16 protein-coding genes are annotated in these 17,673 nt (G+C 58.0%); 8 read left to right on the top strand and 8 right to left on the bottom strand.

What is annotated here, in order from left to right; translation table 11 throughout:
* Positions 1 to 19: 19 nt before the first annotated feature.
* The 7 genes from OQV00_RS13825 to OQV00_RS13795 are packed head-to-tail and all read right to left on the bottom strand — an operon-like array spanning position 20 to position 8,347.
* Positions 20 to 1,186: an iron-containing alcohol dehydrogenase gene (locus OQV00_RS13825; RefSeq protein WP_032717383.1), complete on the bottom strand. Its 1,167-nt coding sequence runs from the start codon at positions 1,184 to 1,186 to the stop codon at positions 20 to 22.
* A 9-nt stretch (positions 1,187 to 1,195) separates the two neighbouring features.
* Entirely contained in the window at positions 1,196 to 1,510 is a 315-nt protein-coding gene (locus OQV00_RS13820; protein ID WP_004861516.1) for a putative quinol monooxygenase, read from the bottom strand.
* 13 nt (positions 1,511 to 1,523) lie between these two features.
* Entirely contained in the window at positions 1,524 to 2,102 is a 579-nt protein-coding gene (locus OQV00_RS13815) for a glycerol-3-phosphate responsive antiterminator (protein WP_266278756.1), read from the bottom strand.
* Positions 2,099 to 3,661: an FAD-binding oxidoreductase gene (locus OQV00_RS13810; protein WP_054829384.1), complete on the bottom strand. Its 1,563-nt coding sequence runs from the start codon at positions 3,659 to 3,661 to the stop codon at positions 2,099 to 2,101. The genes OQV00_RS13815 and OQV00_RS13810 overlap by 4 nt, the downstream gene beginning before the upstream one ends.
* On the bottom strand, positions 3,658 to 5,337 hold the full coding sequence (locus tag OQV00_RS13805; RefSeq protein WP_004861523.1) for a glycerol-3-phosphate dehydrogenase/oxidase: 1,680 nt from the start codon (positions 5,335 to 5,337) through the stop codon (positions 3,658 to 3,660). Before OQV00_RS13805 ends, OQV00_RS13810 begins: the two co-directional genes overlap by 4 nt.
* Positions 5,338 to 5,345: 8 nt before the next feature.
* The gene (locus tag OQV00_RS13800) at positions 5,346 to 6,875 is read right to left on the bottom strand and encodes an FGGY family carbohydrate kinase (RefSeq protein ID WP_032717388.1); all 1,530 of its coding nucleotides are present in this window, start codon (positions 6,873 to 6,875) and stop codon (positions 5,346 to 5,348) included.
* Complete coding sequence (locus OQV00_RS13795) at positions 6,872 to 8,347, bottom strand: MFS transporter (protein ID WP_266278753.1); 1,476 nt, start codon at positions 8,345 to 8,347, stop codon at positions 6,872 to 6,874. The genes OQV00_RS13800 and OQV00_RS13795 overlap by 4 nt, the downstream gene beginning before the upstream one ends.
* 330 nt (positions 8,348 to 8,677) lie before the next feature.
* On the opposite strand from OQV00_RS13795, the gene OQV00_RS13790 reads away from it, so the two are divergent.
* The 6 genes from OQV00_RS13790 to patD all read left to right on the top strand — a co-directional run bounded on the left by OQV00_RS13790 (position 8,678) and on the right by patD (position 15,747).
* Positions 8,678 to 10,090, top strand: coding sequence for an aminotransferase-like domain-containing protein (locus OQV00_RS13790; protein WP_004861535.1), 1,413 nt, complete (start codon positions 8,678 to 8,680; stop codon positions 10,088 to 10,090).
* A gap of 306 nt (positions 10,091 to 10,396) precedes the next feature.
* Positions 10,397 to 11,542: a putative ABC transporter substrate-binding protein YdcS gene (gene ydcS, locus OQV00_RS13785; protein WP_004861538.1), complete on the top strand. Its 1,146-nt coding sequence runs from the start codon at positions 10,397 to 10,399 to the stop codon at positions 11,540 to 11,542.
* A gap of 17 nt (positions 11,543 to 11,559) precedes the next feature.
* Complete coding sequence (locus OQV00_RS13780) at positions 11,560 to 12,573, top strand: ABC transporter ATP-binding protein (RefSeq protein ID WP_004861541.1); 1,014 nt, start codon at positions 11,560 to 11,562, stop codon at positions 12,571 to 12,573.
* 1 nt (position 12,574) lies between these two features.
* Positions 12,575 to 13,504 carry an ABC transporter permease gene (locus OQV00_RS13775; protein ID WP_004861543.1) on the top strand — a complete coding sequence of 310 codons (930 nt, stop codon included), beginning with the start codon at positions 12,575 to 12,577 and terminating at the stop codon, positions 13,502 to 13,504.
* A complete protein-coding gene (locus tag OQV00_RS13770) occupies positions 13,494 to 14,300 on the top strand; it encodes an ABC transporter permease (RefSeq protein ID WP_004861545.1) in 807 nt (268 codons plus the stop codon). Before OQV00_RS13775 ends, OQV00_RS13770 begins: the two co-directional genes overlap by 11 nt.
* Before the next feature lie 22 nt (positions 14,301 to 14,322).
* On the top strand, positions 14,323 to 15,747 hold the full coding sequence (patD, locus tag OQV00_RS13765; RefSeq protein WP_015584419.1) for an aminobutyraldehyde dehydrogenase: 1,425 nt from the start codon (positions 14,323 to 14,325) through the stop codon (positions 15,745 to 15,747).
* A 186-nt stretch (positions 15,748 to 15,933) separates the two neighbouring features.
* Here the strand turns inward: patD and OQV00_RS13760 are convergent, their stop codons facing one another.
* Positions 15,934 to 16,329, bottom strand: a complete 396-nt coding sequence (locus tag OQV00_RS13760) for a hypothetical protein (RefSeq protein WP_044346615.1) — start codon at positions 16,327 to 16,329, stop codon at positions 15,934 to 15,936.
* Between the two features lie 247 nt (positions 16,330 to 16,576).
* Between OQV00_RS13760 and OQV00_RS13755 the strand changes: the two genes are divergently transcribed.
* Positions 16,577 to 17,011, top strand: coding sequence for a hypothetical protein (locus OQV00_RS13755; RefSeq protein WP_048024286.1), 435 nt, complete (start codon positions 16,577 to 16,579; stop codon positions 17,009 to 17,011).
* Positions 17,012 to 17,136: 125 nt separating this feature from the next.
* Positions 17,137 to 17,310: a GnsA/GnsB family addiction module toxin gene (locus OQV00_RS13750; RefSeq protein ID WP_004861555.1), complete on the top strand. Its 174-nt coding sequence runs from the start codon at positions 17,137 to 17,139 to the stop codon at positions 17,308 to 17,310.
* Positions 17,311 to 17,673: the final 363 nt, after the last annotated feature.

Raw genomic sequence — 17,673 nt, 5'->3', positions numbered from 1 at the left:
ATCCGCGGCGCGAAAAGCCTTAAAAGGCCTGTTGATAAAGCCGCAGCGCATCCTCCTCGTTGACCGTCACCGGGTTATTCACCAACAGCCGGGTTTGCTGCATGGCATCCCGGGCGAGCAGCGGCAGTTGAGCTTGATCTACCCCGACATCTCGCAAGCGCTGCGGTGCGCCGCTGGCAACGATAAGACGGGTCATTTCGGCGATGAATGCCGCGCTATCCCGTTGCACATCGCCGCAGGTCTGCAGCCCGATAGCCGCCGCAAGTTCTGCATACAGCGCCCCCGCTACGGGGGCATTGAAATGCAAAACGGGGATCAGCATCAGGGCGTTTGAGAGACCGTGGGGCACGTGATAGCGCCCGCCGAGTGGGTAAGCGAGCGCATGAACGGCCGCCACCGGCGCGTTGGCAAAGGCCTGACCGGCCAGCATCGCCCCGAGCAGCACTCCCTCGCGCGCCTCGCGATCTTGCCCGTGGCGACAGGCGTTGAGCAAATGACGAGTCATCAACCGCAGCGCTTCGCGGGCCAGCGCATCCGATAGCGGATTTTTTTGATGGGCGCTGGTGTAGGCTTCGATAGCATGGACCATGGCGTCAATTGCGGCAGCCGCGGTATGCACCGGAGGCAAACCGAGCGTCAGGTGGGCATCCAGCAGCACCACATCGCAATACAGCTGCGGGGCCACCACGCCCATTTTGCTGTTTTCACCGGTGGTGAGAATCGCGATGTTGGTTACTTCGGAGCCGGTTCCGGCGGTCGTCGGGATTTGCATCAGCGGCAGACGCGTCCCTTCGACCTTATCCATGCCGTACATCGCGTCGAGCGGCTGCTGCGACGGCGCGAGCACGGCGGCCATTTTCGCCACATCCAGCGAGGAGCCGCCGCCGATCCCAATGACCATATCGCAGCGTGCCTCACGGGCCTGTTCCGCCGCGCGCACGGCCAAATCGGCGGGCGGGTCGGCGACGACCCGGTCGAATCGGGTTATCGTATAGCCGCTGCGGCACAAGGCGTCTTCCACCGGTGCCAGCACGCCGGCGCTCACCAGCCCGGGATCGGTGACCAGTAAGATTCGCCGGGCCTGAAAGTAGCGCCGGACGATATCGCCCAGCCGTGCCGCGCCTTGCCATTCGACGAGTACGGTCCCGACGGTGGTGAAGGTGAAGGCCTTTCCTGATGGGGGCATACTGACTCCTTATCTGTCGTTGTCCGTCTGCGGAATTAAAAAGCTCTGCACCTCTTTTTTATCCAGCAACGGGGCAATCACTTCGAGGCCCAGGTGCTGAAAATGCGGGGTTGCCCGGTGCGCATCGAGCCCGCCTGCGTGACGATAGCGCTCGAGGATCACAAAGTGGCGACGATCTTCCAGGGACTGAAAGAAGGCATAGGAGAGATTGTCCGTCTCCTGACGGGTGGCTGCGGCGAGGGCGTGCAATGCGGTTGCCACGTTCTCAACCTCATCCGGACGCGTGTAGTAGTGGGCGATGACCTGTAGCTGCTGATTTCCCATAGAGAGCTCCGCGTTATTGCGATGAAAGGGGCAGATTCCACAGCGCACTGTCGCTGCTGGAGACTGCCGTCGCGCCGCTGGCAAGCGCCGCGCGGATTTGCGCTTCGTTACTGACAAATCCGGATGCGACAATTGGCGGCAGGCGCTGGCGATCGGCCTGCGGCAGCATGGCCAGCATCGGGGCCGGCATCAGCTGCACATAATCGGGCTCGCTCTGCTCCAGCGCATGCAGACTGCGCAGCCAGGTCGAACGGTCGGTGACAAAGATCTTTTGCATCGTCACCAGCCCGCTTTTTTTGGCCCGCTGCACGGTCTGCAGGCGCGTGGAGAGCAGCCCCATGGCGCCGGTTTCGGCAATATAGTCGATCCCGCCTTTATCCTGCGACAGGCCGTTGCAGCTGTCGATATTGACGATCACATACTTGTCTGCCTTTGCCAGCAGGGTAATCACCGGCTGAAGTTTAATCAGATCGATATTGGCAATAATGCAGACCAGCGCCCGGCTGGTGAGCGCCACTTTTAACTGGTCGATGCCGTAGATCGCCATAATCATTGGGTGGCACGCCAGCTGCGTGCCGAGGTTTTTGATCATTGTTGACCTGCCGGGCGCGAAACGTATTCATCGCTCAACCCCAGTTTCCCCGGATTGAGAATACGGTGTGGATCGAGTGCGGCTTTGATCTCCGCCATCACCTTCAGGGTTTCACCTAAGGCGGCCTGCATATAAGGCGAACGCAATAAACCTACTCCATGATGATGGCTGAGAGACGCGTTGTGGCGAATCAGCACCGCGTTTGCCGCATCCCAGGCAGCGCGATACCAGGCCGCTCGCTCCTTAACGGCGACATCTCCGCGCAGCGAAAAGTAGAGACAGGCGCCATCGACGTAGGCGTGAGACTGATGGGCGGAGCCGGCGAGGGTACCCGGGACGGCGTTAATGGCGGCGACGACCTCCTCATAGATAGCGGCCAGATCGCGCCAGCGGCCAACCATCTCCAGGGTATCGGCCACCAGGCCTGGGCTGCGTGCAAAGCCTTCGGCGCTCTTCCCGGTGAGATAGCGGGTATCCAGCCAACGCTCAAATATCGGATCGCTCTCCAGCGGCTGTCCCTGGCATTGCTCACAGACGCGCGCCGAGATGGCCATCACCGCGTCCACCAGCTCCTTTTCACCTTCATCGGCAATCAACAGAACGTTGGTCTCCGGTAAGGAGAACTGCACGCCGCTTTCGAGATTATCGTACAGCCGCAGGGCGGCGGGGGTTGCGCCATGCTGGAGGATCTGTCGGCAGGCTTCGAGGCCGTCGGCAAAGCTGGCGAAACCCCAGGCGATGGCGCGGCCATACTCCGGCAGGCGATGCAGTTTCAGGCGTACGCGCACAATGACGCCCAGCGTACCTTCAGAGCCGATAAACAGCTGCTGAATGTCCGGTCCGGTGGCGCTGCGCGGCGCACCGCCGACGGTAATTAAGCGCCCGTCAGCCAGCACCACATCCATGCCGTATACCATATCCTCAATTTTCCCGTAGCGGGTCGACAGCTGACCGGCGCCGCGACAGGCGACCCAGCCGCCCACCGTGCTGATGCCAAACGAAGAGGGCCAGTGGCCCATCGTCATGCCGTACTCCTGCTGAATGGTTTGCTCGAAGATATCGCCAAACATCCCGGCTTCTACCTCTACAATCTGGCTGTCCGGGTCAAAGCTCAGCAGCTGGTTGAGATCACAAACGTCGAGCACAATGCCGCCGCGTACCGGCAACGCGGCGCCGGTGACGTTGCTGCGTCCGGCGGAAACCGTTAGCGGCAGATGGTAGCGATGGGCGATGCTGACCACCTCCTGAACCTGTTCGACGCGGGAGACGCGGACGATAACCGCAATGGGGGTTGCCGGGTTGCCATCGGTCTCGGCGATCATCGAGCCGGCCCACCAGTCGCGGGTCCAGCTCACGACATCATGACGGGCGGTGAGCACCTCGTTGGCTACGCTGCGCAGCTGGTCTACCACGCTGTCACTCACAGTGACAGGGTCACGTTGCATGCCGTCCCCGCAGCCCTCGGCCTGGCTTTGTGCGGCCCAACCCGGTGGCGTGTGGACGCCGACAAGATAATTACCGCGGTTATAACCACGTTTAATCGCTTCTTTACTGATCATTCTGCGCTCCCCATAAGGATGGATTTTTCATGTTTAACGGCGGCCCGGTAGGCGGCAATTTGCTGCGCAACGACTGCCGGGGCCAGGTTGAGTTCCTGCTGTAAGAGTTCGCCGACGCGGTCGGCGGCGGTCGCCGAGGCATCCCGCGCCATCAGCCGGGCGCGTAAACGACGTGACAAAATGTCGTCGACGCTGCCGGCCAGCTCATGACGAATGGCGTAAATCACTTCGGCTTCGGTGTAGGGCAGACCGGCAATAATCGGCGTCTCTAACGCCGGGTTGGCGTGGATGAGGTCGCTGACAAAATGGGCTTCGGCGCCATAACGCTCGCCGAGGTGGGCGGAGAGCCCGCCGGAAGCGAGAATAGCCTGCGGATCGTAGCCGGCGGCGCCAAGTAAAAAGGCGCTTTTGGTGGAACAGGCGCGTTTGCGCCCCAGCAGTTTCGCGGCCACATCGACGGTCTGTTCCGCCATATGCCGGGATGTGGTCAGTTTGCCGCCGACAATCGTAATCAGGCCATCCGGCGCGACATCAATTTCGTGATTGCGTTTCAGCTCCACGGTTTTTCCGCCGGGGCTGCCTATCAGCGGGCGGCAGCCGGCAATACTGCCAACCACATCCTGCGCGGTGAGCTGGGTTTTGAGCGCGGAATTGGCTCCATCCAGCAGAAAATCCAGCTCTTCCCGGGTGCAGCACACATCGTCCAGATCACCGTGATAATCTTCATCGGTGGTGCCCAGATAGGAGACATTGCCCCAGCGGGTAATCGTCGCGCGGCGTTTGCGCCCGGCGACGGGGATGGTGACTGTGCAGTCATTGCGAATTTTGAGCCACGGAATCGCGACATGGACGCCTTTTGCCGGGCGGATTTGTAGCGCCGACGGGGCGCCTTTTTTCTGCCCATTCCAGTCGCGCAGCCACACGCCGGTGGCCATGATCACCACCCGGGCTTTGACCGCGATCTCGCGATCGTCGGCCCGGACCCGCGCGCCGTTCACTTTGCCATGACCATCGCGAGTCGTGTCGATCGCCTGGGCATGGTTCACCACCGCCGCCCCGTGAAATGCGGCGGTACGTACCAGGGCCAGCGTCAGCCGGGCGTCATCGACTCTGGCGTCAAAGTACATAAAGCCGCCGGAAAGCTGCTCTTCATTCAGCGTCGGACAGTGGGAGAGCACCTCCGCCGGCGTGAGTTTCTGGTGCAGAATGCCTTCTCGCCAGCCGCCGGCCAGATCGTAAGTCCACAGCAGGCTCTCAAAGGCGGAGGCCATGCGTTTGTCGAAAATGCCGTTTTTATCCAGCACCGGAAACATAAACGGCAGGCGCTGTACCAGATGGCGGGCATTGCGGCGCAGACGCTGACGCTCAAGCAGCGAGTGGCGCACCAGCCCTAAATTCCCCTGTTCGATATAGCGCAGGCCGCCGTGGACCATTTTTGATGATTTGGACGAGGTGCCGGAGGCAAAGTCGTTCTTTTCCACCAGCGCCACGCGGTAGCCGCGCAGGCTGGCGTCCAGCGCGGTGTAGGCACCGGTGACGCCGCCGCCGACAATCAAAATATCAAAGGTATCGCTGGCCAGCCGGTCCAGCTGTTCTTCGCGCTGCAGGCGCAGCGGGGCAGTGTCGAACATTTCGCTGCGCGCTTTGTTGGCTTTACGGGACGGAAAAAACTTCATCAACGCCTTTACTCCTGATTGTGGGATGAGGTGGCGGCCGTGGCCAGCTCCTGGGTGATGCGGCTCTCCCAGAGGGTTCGCTGCTGCCGACGGCATTCACTATCGATGGATGGCATAAATCGACGGGCGACCTGCACGGTCTGACAGGCCTCGTGTAATGAGTCCCACAGCAGACCGCCGGATCCGGCGAGAAACGCGGCTCCTCGCAGGCTGGCGCGCGCCGTTTCGGCCATTCTGAGAACCGGAATGCCGCTCAGGTCGGCCTGGATTTGCATCAGGATATCGCTGTTGGACATTCCGCCGCCCACCACCAGCTCACTGACGCTGAGGCCGGTGGCCTGTTCGTTGGCGCGAATGCAGGCGGCTACCGAATGGGCGATGCCTTCGAGAATCGCCCGGGCTATCTGCGCGCGGGTGGTGGAGATGGAAATCCCGTTTAGCGAGGCGCGGGCCTGCGGTTGCAGCACCGGAACGCGAAGCCCGGTTAGCGCCGGAATAAAGCTTACGCCGCCAGCGCTGGCGGTTTGCGCTGCCAGGTCGCTGATCTGCTCCGGCGTGTCGAACCAGCCCAGATTTTCACACACCCAGTTAAGGGCGGATCCGCTGGTGGGGACGAAGGTTTCGACGGAATAGTGGGCTTTACCGTGCTGGCGCCTGGCGGTCATCACCAGCGTGCTTTCACCGGCCTCGTGTAGTGTCGGGAGCCGGTCGCCAACCAGCAGATCGACAAAACTGCCGGTGCCGTGCATACACAAGGATTGACCGCGGGCGATGCAGCCCAGCCCGACGGCGCCGGCAAACTGATCGCCCATGCAGGCCAGTACCGGCACGGCGATGCCGAGCACCGATTTTCGCGAGGTGCCGAGCATCTCACCATCATCGACCAGGGTCGGTAACAGTCCGCTCGGGAAAGCCAGTTCCGCCAGCCACGGGGCGTAGTAACGGTGATCCCGCAGCTGATAGGCACCGGCCGAGGTGGCATTGGTCGGCGTGGACAGGCAGCGCCGCTCCTCGGTGAGATGCCAGAGCAGCCAGCTATCGATGGTCCCAAACATCAGGCGTCCGGCCCGGTGCGCCGCTGCGATCGCCGGGGTATCGGCAATATGGCGGGCGGCCCACAGGTAAGGGGAGCGAATCCCCACCGGACGACCGGTGTGATTCAGCAGCGGTCGGTCCCATTCGCCGGCTTTATCCGCCAGTGTCCGGGCGTAGCGAGCATCCTGCCAGACCATCGCCGGCACCAGCGCCTGGCCGCTCTGGCGATCCCAGAGTACGGCGGTGGATCGCTGGGTGGCGATAGCCAGTGCCTGAATGTGCATGTTGCGGCTTTGCGCTTCGGCGATGGTCTTGCGACATACCGCCAGCGTCATAGTCAGAATCTCGTTGGCATCTTGTTCCACCACGCCGTGACGGGGGCTGACGACCCGAAGCGGGTGATATTCCAGACAGTGAACCTGTCCGTCCTGGCCGACGACCGCCGCGCGGGTGCCGGAGGTACCTTCATCAATGGACAGAATAACGTTTTGTGGTGAATTCATTTTGTGCCTCGGCCGGTTTCCTGCGCGACAGGCTGCAGGGGGGAACGGGAGAGTGGGGTAAATTGCGGCGCGCCAGGTTCGTTATCCGGCTGGATCGCAGTGCGCGTCGGATCCCAGGAGATAACGAAGCAGACGATGCTGGCGAAAAGCGGGACGGCCGACATGATCAAAAAGGTCGACTGTAATCCGTACATTTCACGAAAGATGGGGAAGACAAACAAACCGATGGCGGCGCCAATCGCCCCCAACGCACCGACGATGCCGTTGGCGCCGGCGCGTAATTCGCTGCGAAAGGAGAGAGAAGAGAGACTCTTACCGTTGGCGCCTGGACCGCCGGAATGAAACAGGATAAACAGAGCCGGTACCATCAGCGACGCCCACAGCGGCATGCGGTCGCTGAACAAACCGAGAGTGAGCAGCACCAGAAAAGCGATGGCGAAGCCGATAGCGGAGGAGCGGCGCAGACCGAGACGACGACCGATCGACGGTGACAGAAAACCGCCGACAATGCCGAATATGTTAAAAAACAGTGAACCAAGCGTTGCGTAGACAAAGCTTTTACCGAACAGACTGGCGCTGATGACCGGGAGATACCAGCCCACGCCGAAATATTGAATCGACTGACAGATCTGCACTGTTGATGCCAGAATTGTCCGCGGTAAATAGACGCCGCGAAAAATAAGCACAACGTTTTTAATCCCTTTTTGCGCCTGGCCAATTATCGGTTTTTGTTCGCTGGCGGGGGCGAGAATAAAACGATCGCCATATATTTTTTGCATCGCTTTGACCGCGTCAGCCAGGCGCGATTTACGCGCTAACCACACCGGACTTTCAACCAGATAACGTATTTGCAGCAGTAAAATAACTATTCCACAGAGCGCCGTTGCGGCCACCGAATAGCGCCAGATAGTATCGCCGACCTGCCATGAATAAAATAACAACGCCAGCACCAGATTTAAGCAGACGGCGACATACCAGACCCCTTGCCAGGTGTTGAGCCGGCTTTTAAAGCGCGCCGGGGTAAACTCCGCGAGCAGCGCCATCGCCACCGCAAAATCCATGCCGTAGGCGATGCCCACAAAGAATCGGCCGGTAAGTATCAAATTGAAATCAGGAGAGAAAGTGACGAGAAGGGCGCCGAGAACGGCGCATATTTTTGCCGCAATCAGCGGCGTGACCCGCCCCCAGCGGTCGGCGATCCAGCCGCCGACTGGATTAAAAATAATGGCAATCCATGAAGAAAAAGAGGTCAGCATCGCCACGTCCGTAGCGCTTAGCTGTAAATCCCGGGTCATCGGATTGAGCCCGGCGCTTAATGCTGAATTAGAGAAGGCGTCTAAAAATAATCCACCGAGTGCCAGCCACCAGATAATGCCGGCTTTACCCGCAATATTCGGCTGCGCATCGATAAACTGAATAATATCGTCAATGCCGCGAATATTTTTTTTGCTTGTATTTTTATGAACAGACATAGCGGTCCCCTTTGCAATACTCGAAAGAAGGCCGCTACATACAGGAAAGGCAATGAGAGACCATCTTAATGAATGACAGATAGTCTCTAATCTAAAATCTGTAGGCTGAACTCTAGAGCGCTGAACGGCGGGTGTCAAAGTGCCGGGAAAGCTTTACGCGCAATTTGTGACATGTAACTCATTTGTTAATCATTAGATCTAAAAAAATCGTCCGCGCCGATAGCGTCGGCAGCGGAAGTCGGCGCGGGCTGAGCTATAACAGTTTTTATAAACGGCTATTTTTTCATGGCTGATATACTATAGGCGCAAACCTGAACCGCGAGACTCCTCATGAAAAAGTATCAGCAGCTTGCGCAGCAGTTGACCGAACAGATTGCGCTCGGCGTCTGGCAACCCGGCGATCGGTTGCCTTCGTTACGCGAACAGGTGGTCAGCAGCGGGATGAGTTTTATGACCGTCAGCCACGCCTACCAGCTGCTGGAAAGCCAGGGCCGGATTATTGCCCGCCCGCAGTCCGGCTACTACGTGGCGCCAAAACCGGTCAGACTACGCCAGCCGCCACCGCCTGCGCAGGTGACCCGTGATGAATCGGTCGATATCAACACCTACATTTTTGAGGTGCTGCAGGCCAGCCGCCGGGCTTCGATGCTGCCCTTTGCCTCGGCATTTCCCGACCCGCGGCTGTTTCCGCTCCAGCAGCTTAATCGCTCGTTGGCGCAGGTGAGCAAAACTGCGACCGCCATGAGCGTCATTGAGAATCTGCCGCCGGGCAATGATGAGCTGCGTCACGCGATTGCCCGGCGCTACGCGCTGCAGGGGATGAACATTTCGCCGGATGAAATCGTGATTACCGCCGGTGCCCTGGAGGCGCTGAATCTCAGCCTGCAGGCGGTGACGGAGCCTGGCGACTGGGTGGTGGTGGAAAACCCCTGTTTTTACGGCGCGCTGCAGGCGCTGGAAAGGCTGCGGCTGAAAGCGCTGTCGGTGGCGACGGATGTCAAAGAGGGGATTGATTTAGCCGCGCTGGAGCAGGCGTTGCAGAGTTACCCGGTCAAGGCCTGCTGGCTGATGACCAACGGGCAAAACCCGCTCGGCTTTACCCTGAGTGCGGCGAAAAAGGCGCAGCTGGTGGATCTGCTGGCCCGCTATAACGTGGTGCTGATTGAAGACGATGTCTACAGTGAACTCTATTTTGGCCGCGAAAAACCGCTCCCCGCCAAATTCTGGGACCGGCAGGAGATGACGCTGCACTGCAGTTCGTTCTCAAAATGCCTGGTGCCCGGTTTTCGGATCGGCTGGGTGGCGGCCGGTAAACATGCCCGACGTATTCAGCAGCTGCAATTAATGAGCACGCTCTCCACCAGTTCGCCGATGCAGATGGCGCTGGTCGATTACCTCTCTACCCGGCGCTATGACGCCCATCTCCGCCGCCTGCGCCGCCAGCTTGCCGAGCGCAAACAGCAGGCCTGGCAGGCGCTGCTGCGCCATCTGCCCGCCGAGGTGAAAATCCATCACAGCGACAGCGGCTACTTTTTGTGGCTTGAACTGCCGGAAGGGGCCGATGCCGGTGAGCTGAGCGCCAGGGCATTGCGCGATAATATCAGTATTGCCCCCGGGAAAATGTTCTCTACCACCGCCAGCTGGACCTCTTTTTTCCGCTTTAATACCGCGTGGGGCTGGGGAGAAAGAGAAGAGCAAGGAGTTAAACGACTCGGCGAACTTATTCGCGAGCAGCTGAGCTAAAGAACTGATTTTTTATATACCGCTAAACAGCCGCTGATGAAATAACTAAATATTATTATCAAACCCGGCCGGCTAATATTTTACCGGCCGTGGTCATAGGAAATACGCATAGCCGTATCCTGCCTCTAACTCCTTGTCTATAATCCATATTGTTGCCAGGTCTTCATCGATTTTTGTGGAATGCGCCCCTTGTCACAACCTGAATAAATTTCTCCAGGGGGCGTAAGTGCGCCGTCTATGGTTAAAAAGGGAGATATTTTTACGGCACGGCTGCCGCTAATTTTATTGTGACAGGAGTAACACCCGATGAGCAAAAAAATTGCCCGTGGCAGCCTCTATGCGCTGGGGATGGCGATCCTGACTGCGCAGGCCGCTGAGCCGCCCGCTTCGCTGGATAAAGGAGAAGGCCGACTCGATATTATCGCCTGGCCGGGCTATATCGAGCGTGGCCAGACGGATAAAAATTATGACTGGGTCACCCAGTTTGAAAAAGAGAGCGGATGTCAGGTGAATGTGAAAACGGCCGCCACGTCCGATGAGATGGTCAGCCTGATGGCGAAAGGAGGGTACGATCTGGTCACCGCTTCGGGTGACGCCTCTCTGCGCTTAATTATGGGCAAGCGGGTGCAGCCCATTAATACGGCCCTGATTACCAACTGGTCTAGCCTCGACCCGCGCGTTGAAAAAGGCGCCTGGTTTAACGTCGGCGGTAAAGTTTACGGCACCCCGTACCAGTGGGGGCCAAACCTGCTGATGTACAACACGAAAATATTCCCGACGCCGCCAGACAGCTGGAACGTGGTCTTTGTGGAGCAAAAACTCTCCGATGGTAAAAGTAATCAAGGGCGCGTTCAGGCCTACGACGGACCTATCTATATTGCCGATGCGGCGCTGTTCGTGAAAGCAACCCAGCCGCAGCTGGGCATTACCGATCCCTACCAGCTGACCGAAGCACAGTACCAGGCGGTGCTGAAGGTGTTGCGCGCTCAGCATGGGTTAATCCACCGCTACTGGCATGACACCACCGTTCAGATGAGCGACTTCAAAAATGAAGGCGTGGTGGCCTCGAGCGCCTGGCCATACCAGGCCAACGGCTTAAAAGCCGACGGCCAGCCGGTGGCCACCGTCTTCCCGAAAGAGGGGGTGACCGGCTGGGCGGATACCACGATGTTACATAGCGACGCCAGACACCCGGTGTGCGCCTATAAATGGATGAACTGGTCGCTGACGCCGAAGGTACAGGGCGACGTGGCGGCGTGGTTTGGCTCGTTGCCGGTGGTTCCGCAAGGCTGTAAGGCGAGTGCGCTACTGGGTGACAAAGGTTGCGAAACCAATGGCTACAACGAGTTCTCTAAAATTGCATTCTGGAAAACGCCGGTGGCCGAAGGGGGTAAATACGTGCCTTACAGCCGCTGGACGCAGGACTATATCGCGATTATGGGCGGCCGGTAATCGGCCGGAGGCGGAACATGACGTACGCGGTAGAGTTTCACAACGTTTCACGTTTCTATGGTGACGTTCGCGCGGTGGACGGCGTCAACATGGGGATCCGTGATGGCGAGTTTTTCTCCATGCTGGGGCCGTCCGGCTCCGGCAAAACCACCTGCCTGCGGCTGATCGCCGGATTTGAGCAGCTCTCCGGCGGGGCGATTTCCATTTACGGTCACAAGGCCAGTGAGCTGCCGCCGTGGCAGCGTGACGTGAATACCGTCTTTCAGGACTATGCGCTGTTTCCGCATATGTCGATCCTCGATAACGTTGCCTACGGGCTGATGGTCAAAGGTATCGGCAAAAAGGAGCGCCACTTTCGCGCGCAGGAGGCGCTGGAAAAGGTGGCCCTCGGGTTTGTGTACACGCGTAAACCGTCACAGCTCTCCGGCGGACAGCGGCAGCGGGTGGCGATTGCCCGTGCGCTGGTGAATGAACCGCGGGTGCTGCTGCTTGATGAGCCGCTCGGCGCGCTGGACTTAAAGCTGCGGGAGCAGATGCAGGTCGAACTGAAAAAACTCCAGCAGACGCTGGGGATCACCTTTATCTTCGTCACCCACGATCAGGGCGAAGCGCTGTCGATGTCCGATCGGGTGGCGGTCTTTAATAACGGGCGTATCGAGCAGGTTGATGCCCCGCACGACCTCTATCTGCGTCCTAAAACCGCGTTTGTCGCTGGTTTCGTCGGTACCGCGAACGTATTTGATAGCGATCTTGCCGCCCGCCTGTGCGGGATGCGCGGGGTCTGGTCACTGCGGCCGGAACATATTCGCCTGAACAGCGGCGGAGAAGTTCAGGTGCAGGGCGTGGTGCAGGCGGTTCAGTACCAGGGAGCGGCAACGCGTATCGAACTGAAGCTGGCGAATGGCGACAAGCTGCTGGTCAGCCTGGCGAACAGCGATGGCGGTATGGCATCCAGCGCGCCGCAGACCGGACAAACGGTGCTGGCTTCGTGGTCACGTTCGGCGATGGTGCCTTTGGAACAAGGGGGCTGAGATGACGATGGTCATTCCGCGCGCACCGTCCGGGCGTCTGTCCGCACTCTTCTGGCGCAGGCCATCGCTCGGCCTGTTCTTGCTCCTGCTGGGGCCGTTAATGTGGTTCGGCATTGTCTATCTGGGGTCACTGCTGACTTTACTGTGGCAAAGCGTCTACACCTTTGATGATTTCACCATGTCGGTCACCACGGATCTGACGCTCGCCAACCTCAAAGCGCTGTTTAATCCGGCGAACTACGACATCATTGTCCGCACGCTGGTGATGGCGCTGTCGGTGACGATAGCCAGCGCGGTGCTGGCTTTGCCGATGTCGTGGTATATGGCTCGCTATACCCGCGGCAAAATGAAAGCATTCTTCTATATTGCCGTCATGCTGCCGATGTGGGCGAGCTATATCGTGAAGGCCTACGCCTGGACGTTACTGCTGGCGAAAGATGGCGTGGCGCAATGGTTTCTCGGGCATCTTGGGCTGGAGGGGGTGTTAAACCTGGTGCTGACGATTCCGGCGGTCGGCGGAAATACGCTGTCGACCTCAGGCCTCGGCCGTTTTCTGGTGTTTGTCTATATCTGGCTGCCGTTTATGATCCTGCCGGTACAGGCGGCGCTGGAACGCTTGCCGCCTTCGCTGCTACAGGCTTCCGCCGATCTTGGCGCCCGCCCGCGGCAGACCTTCCGCCACGTGGTGCTGCCGCTGGCGATCCCCGGCATTGCCGCCGGGTCGATTTTTACTTTCTCCCTGACGCTGGGGGACTTTATCGTTCCGCAGCTGGTGGGGCCGCCCGGCTTCTTTATTGGCAATATGGTCTATTCCCAGCAGGGGGCGATCGGCAACATGCCGATGGCGGCCGCATTTACCCTGGTACCGATTGTGCTGATTGCCCTTTATCTGGCGTTCGTGAAGCGCCTGGGAGCGTTCGATGCACTCTGAACGGGCACCGCTGTTCCTCAAAGTCGCCACCTGGGGCGGGGTGGTTTTCCTCCATTTTCCGCTGCTGATTATCGCGCTGTATGCTTTCAATACCGAAGATGCTGCCTTTAGCTTTCCGCCTCAAGGGCTGACGCTGCGCTGGTTCAGCGAGGCGGCAGGGCGCAGCGATATTATCGAGGCCGTGACGTTGTCACTTAAAATCGCCGCAATGTCGACGGCGATTGCGCTGGTACTTGGCACGTTGGCTGCAGGCGCATTATGGCGCAGTACGTTTTTTGGCAAAAACGCGGTGTCGTTACTGCTGCTGTTGCCGATCGCGCTGCCGGGGATTATCACCGGACTTGCGCTGCTGACGGCCTTTAAGGAGGTCAATCTGGAACCTGGCCTGCTCACTATCGTCGTGGGGCATGCCACGTTTTGCGTGGTGGTGGTGTTCAACAATGTCATCGCCCGTTTTCGCCGGACATCGTGGAGTCTGGTGGAGGCATCAATGGATTTAGGCGCCACGGGCTGGCAGACCTTTCGCTATGTGGTGCTGCCGAATCTGGGATCGGCGCTGCTGGCGGGGGGAATGCTGGCGTTCGCCTTATCGTTTGATGAAATTATCGTCACCACGTTTACCGCCGGGCATGAGCGTACCTTACCGCTGTGGTTGTTGAATCAGCTGGGGCGCCCGCGCGATGTACCGGTAACTAACGTGGTCGCGCTGCTGGTGATGCTGGTGACGACGATACCCATTTTGGGGGCCTGGTGGCTTACCCGTGATAGCGACATGAGTGCTGAAAACAGTAAATAATTCATTTCTACAGGATAATGCTATGCAACATAACCTTTTGATTAACGGTGAGTTAGTGGCGGGTGAAGGCGAAATGGTGCCAGTATTCAATCCTGCTAATGGTGAGGTCATTCTGGAGATTGCAGAAGCCACGGAGGCCCAGGTCAACGCGGCGGTTGAGGCAGCGGATCGGGCCTTTGTCAGCTGGAGCCAGACGACGCCGAAAACTCGCGCGGACTCTCTGTTAAAGCTGGCGGAGGCGATTACCGATCACGCGGAGGCGCTGGCGAAGCTGGAATCCTTAAACTGCGGCAAACCGCTGCACTGCGTGATGAACGACGAGCTGCCCGCCGTCGCCGATGTGTTCCGCTTCTTTGCCGGCGCGGCGCGCTGTCTGCCGGGTATGGCGGCGGGGGAATATCTGGAGGGGCATACCTCGATGATTCGCCGGGATCCGGTTGGCGTGGTGGCCTCTATCGCACCGTGGAACTATCCGTTAATGATGGCGGCGTGGAAGCTGGCGCCGGCGCTGGCAGCCGGCAACTGCGTGGTCATCAAACCGTCAGAGATTACGCCGCTGACGGCGCTGAAGCTGGCTGAGCTGGCCAGAGAGATTCTCCCTGCCGGCGTGCTGAACGTGCTGTTTGGTCGTGGTAAAACCGTGGGCGATCCGCTGACCGGCCATTCGAAGGTGCGCATGGTGTCGCTCACCGGCTCGATTGCCACCGGCGCCCATATTATCGGCCATACGGCCTCGTCGATAAAACGCACGCACATGGAACTGGGCGGCAAAGCGCCGGTGATCGTGTTTGACGATGCGGATATCGATGCCGTCGTGGAGGGGGTGAGGACCTTCGGTTTTTATAATGCTGGCCAGGATTGTACCGCAGCCTGCCGTATTTATGCCCAGCAGGGTATCTACGATCGGCTGGTGGAGAAACTGGGCGCGGCCGTGGCTACGCTGAAAATTGGCCAGCCGGACGACCCTGCTACTGAACTGGGGCCGCTGAGCTCGCAGGCGCATCTGGAGCGGGTCAGCGCAGCCGTTGAAGCTGCCCGCGCATTACCGCATATCCAGGTGGTGACCGGAGGAAGCCCGGCGACTGGCAAGGGATATTTCTATCAACCGACGCTGCTGGCGGGCGCCAGGCAAGATGATGATATTGTTCAACGTGAGGTGTTTGGTCCGGTGGTCAGCGTGACCTCGTTCAGCGATGAAGATCAGGTGCTGGCATGGGCCAATGATTCCCAATACGGCCTGGCTTCGTCGGTATGGACCCGCGATGTGGGCAGGGCTCATCGTCTGAGCGCGCGTCTGCAGTACGGCTGTACCTGGGTTAATACCCACTTTATGCTGGTCAGCGAGATGCCGCACGGCGGACAGAAACTCTCCGGCTATGGGAAGGATATGTCGATGTATGGTCTGGAAGACTACACCGTCGTGCGTCATGTGATGATAAAACACTAAGTGCCGACAGAAGCCGGGTGCCTGTTGCCGGCATAGAGATAAAAAGCCGCCTGCGGGCGGTTTTTTTACTGCCGCCGCGCGATGGGGAGATAAACCGCTGAACCGTGAATTGCGAGGGTGCCATTCGGAGATTGTCGTCGCGCTATGGCTAACTGAACTGTCTATATAGCGCAGCAAGAGAAGAGATTAATGATCACATCTGGCTTTAACATCGCCGATAAAAGATGCGACGGCATCCTGTAAGACGTTATTTTTGTTGGTTCTGTTAAGCGTCATTAGCGCTTTTGTCTCATCGGTGGAAATTTGCCATGTCTGGATAGTCAGTCCCAGATCCGTGGCATAGGTTCCCGTCATGGCCGTTGGACTTACCACGGTGTAATTCATGATGCTGTCGGTGACGGAAGGGGATTTTTTATCAATGTTCACCACAAACACTTTTCCCGCGAAACCATCGTTTTTAATGGCATATTGATCGTACTCATGGGCGCCAGAACCCCGCAAGTTTTCAATAACCCAGCATCCCGCATCGGCGGATGAAGCGGCCAGAAGCAGGAGGCAACCGAGAAAATAGGTCCGCGCCATTATTCATTGTTCCTTGTCGTGACAATCTGAAGGGGCCGATGAAATACTGGCCGCCAATCTAACGCTAAATATTGCCTGTTTTCACATGCAAATACATTAGCAAAGTCGGGAAATGGCTATCAGTTTTCCTGTTCATCGCAAAACATTGTCGTTCTGTAGGGCGCTGGCAGAGTGTAATAGCATCCTAATGGTTATTTATTCTGTTTTTATGCTATATTTTCAGTTTATAATTTAATTTATACAGGTTATGTCAGATAAATATATTGCGTACCGCATTTTACTCGCGACCATAGTGATGGCTATGCCAATCCTTTCATCAGCCGCAGGCGCGGACAATGCTGAATACACGGAAAAAAGGCGACTCAACTGCATGTTGGTGGATCAAAACATCATCCTGGCTGATAGTCCGGCCATCGGCAGCTTTTCAGCGGGGTGGCTGCGGCGAATTGACACGACATGGCAGCAATTTGCATCGATCGAGATAGATGGCTGGTATGTAAGAGCTTATGGCGCCGACAATTTTAGCGATGCGGAAGGAACCATCTATGCCAAAGACCTGGACCAATCCGAAGTTCTCTTCAACCGCAAAAATGGCGTCGCCACCATCTCCTTTCCTCTGCAGGATGGGCGTACTATGCTTAAAAAATGGCGTTGTGATACAGGGCCTGATATCACTAAATAACCGATGGCAAAAAACAGCTTCAAGGAAGATAACCTATTGTTTATAATGGATTAGGGTTGGCTTTCGGCTAACGCGGGACAACCCTTACGCTATACGACATCGTGAAATTCAAGGAGAGTTGACCAATGAAAAGCGAAGAGCTGACTCGTAAAGCTGAAGAAGAGATCTCGGCGCTGATTAGCAAAAAGATTGCAGAACTGCGCAAGAAAACGGGGCAAGAAGTCTCTGAAATTGAGTTTGTTGCTCATGAAACCATGTCGGGTCTTGACGGATACGACGTCAGAATCAAGCTGATGTGAAAGATAAAGGTCGCCGGGGCGGCCTTTTTTATGCCCGCTGCTGCGGGCACAACCTTCAGAGGTCGGCCGTGAGTATGAGGCGGTGGCCGGGTGACGCTGATGGCGCGATCGCGAGCTTGTAACGGACGGGATAGTCACTCATCGAGTGCATTAGCTTGCTAATAGTCACAATGGCAGTAATTGCTAAAACAGAGACAGCGAAATATGAGAATATTCTTACGCCCCTTCAAGAGCTAAGCCAATGAGTGCCGGAGATAAGCGCCGGGTGGGGCGCGTAACCTGCCTGTCAGCGTGGAGAGACAGAGAGCGAATCCAGATGATATATCCGCTGCTGCGGCAATCCACAATAAAACCCCTGTACTG

This window comes from Klebsiella sp. DY2415, from assembly GCF_026314315.1.
GTDB lineage: Bacteria > Pseudomonadota > Gammaproteobacteria > Enterobacterales > Enterobacteriaceae > Klebsiella > Klebsiella ornithinolytica.
This window is presented reverse-complemented; position numbering and strand designations above follow the sequence as displayed.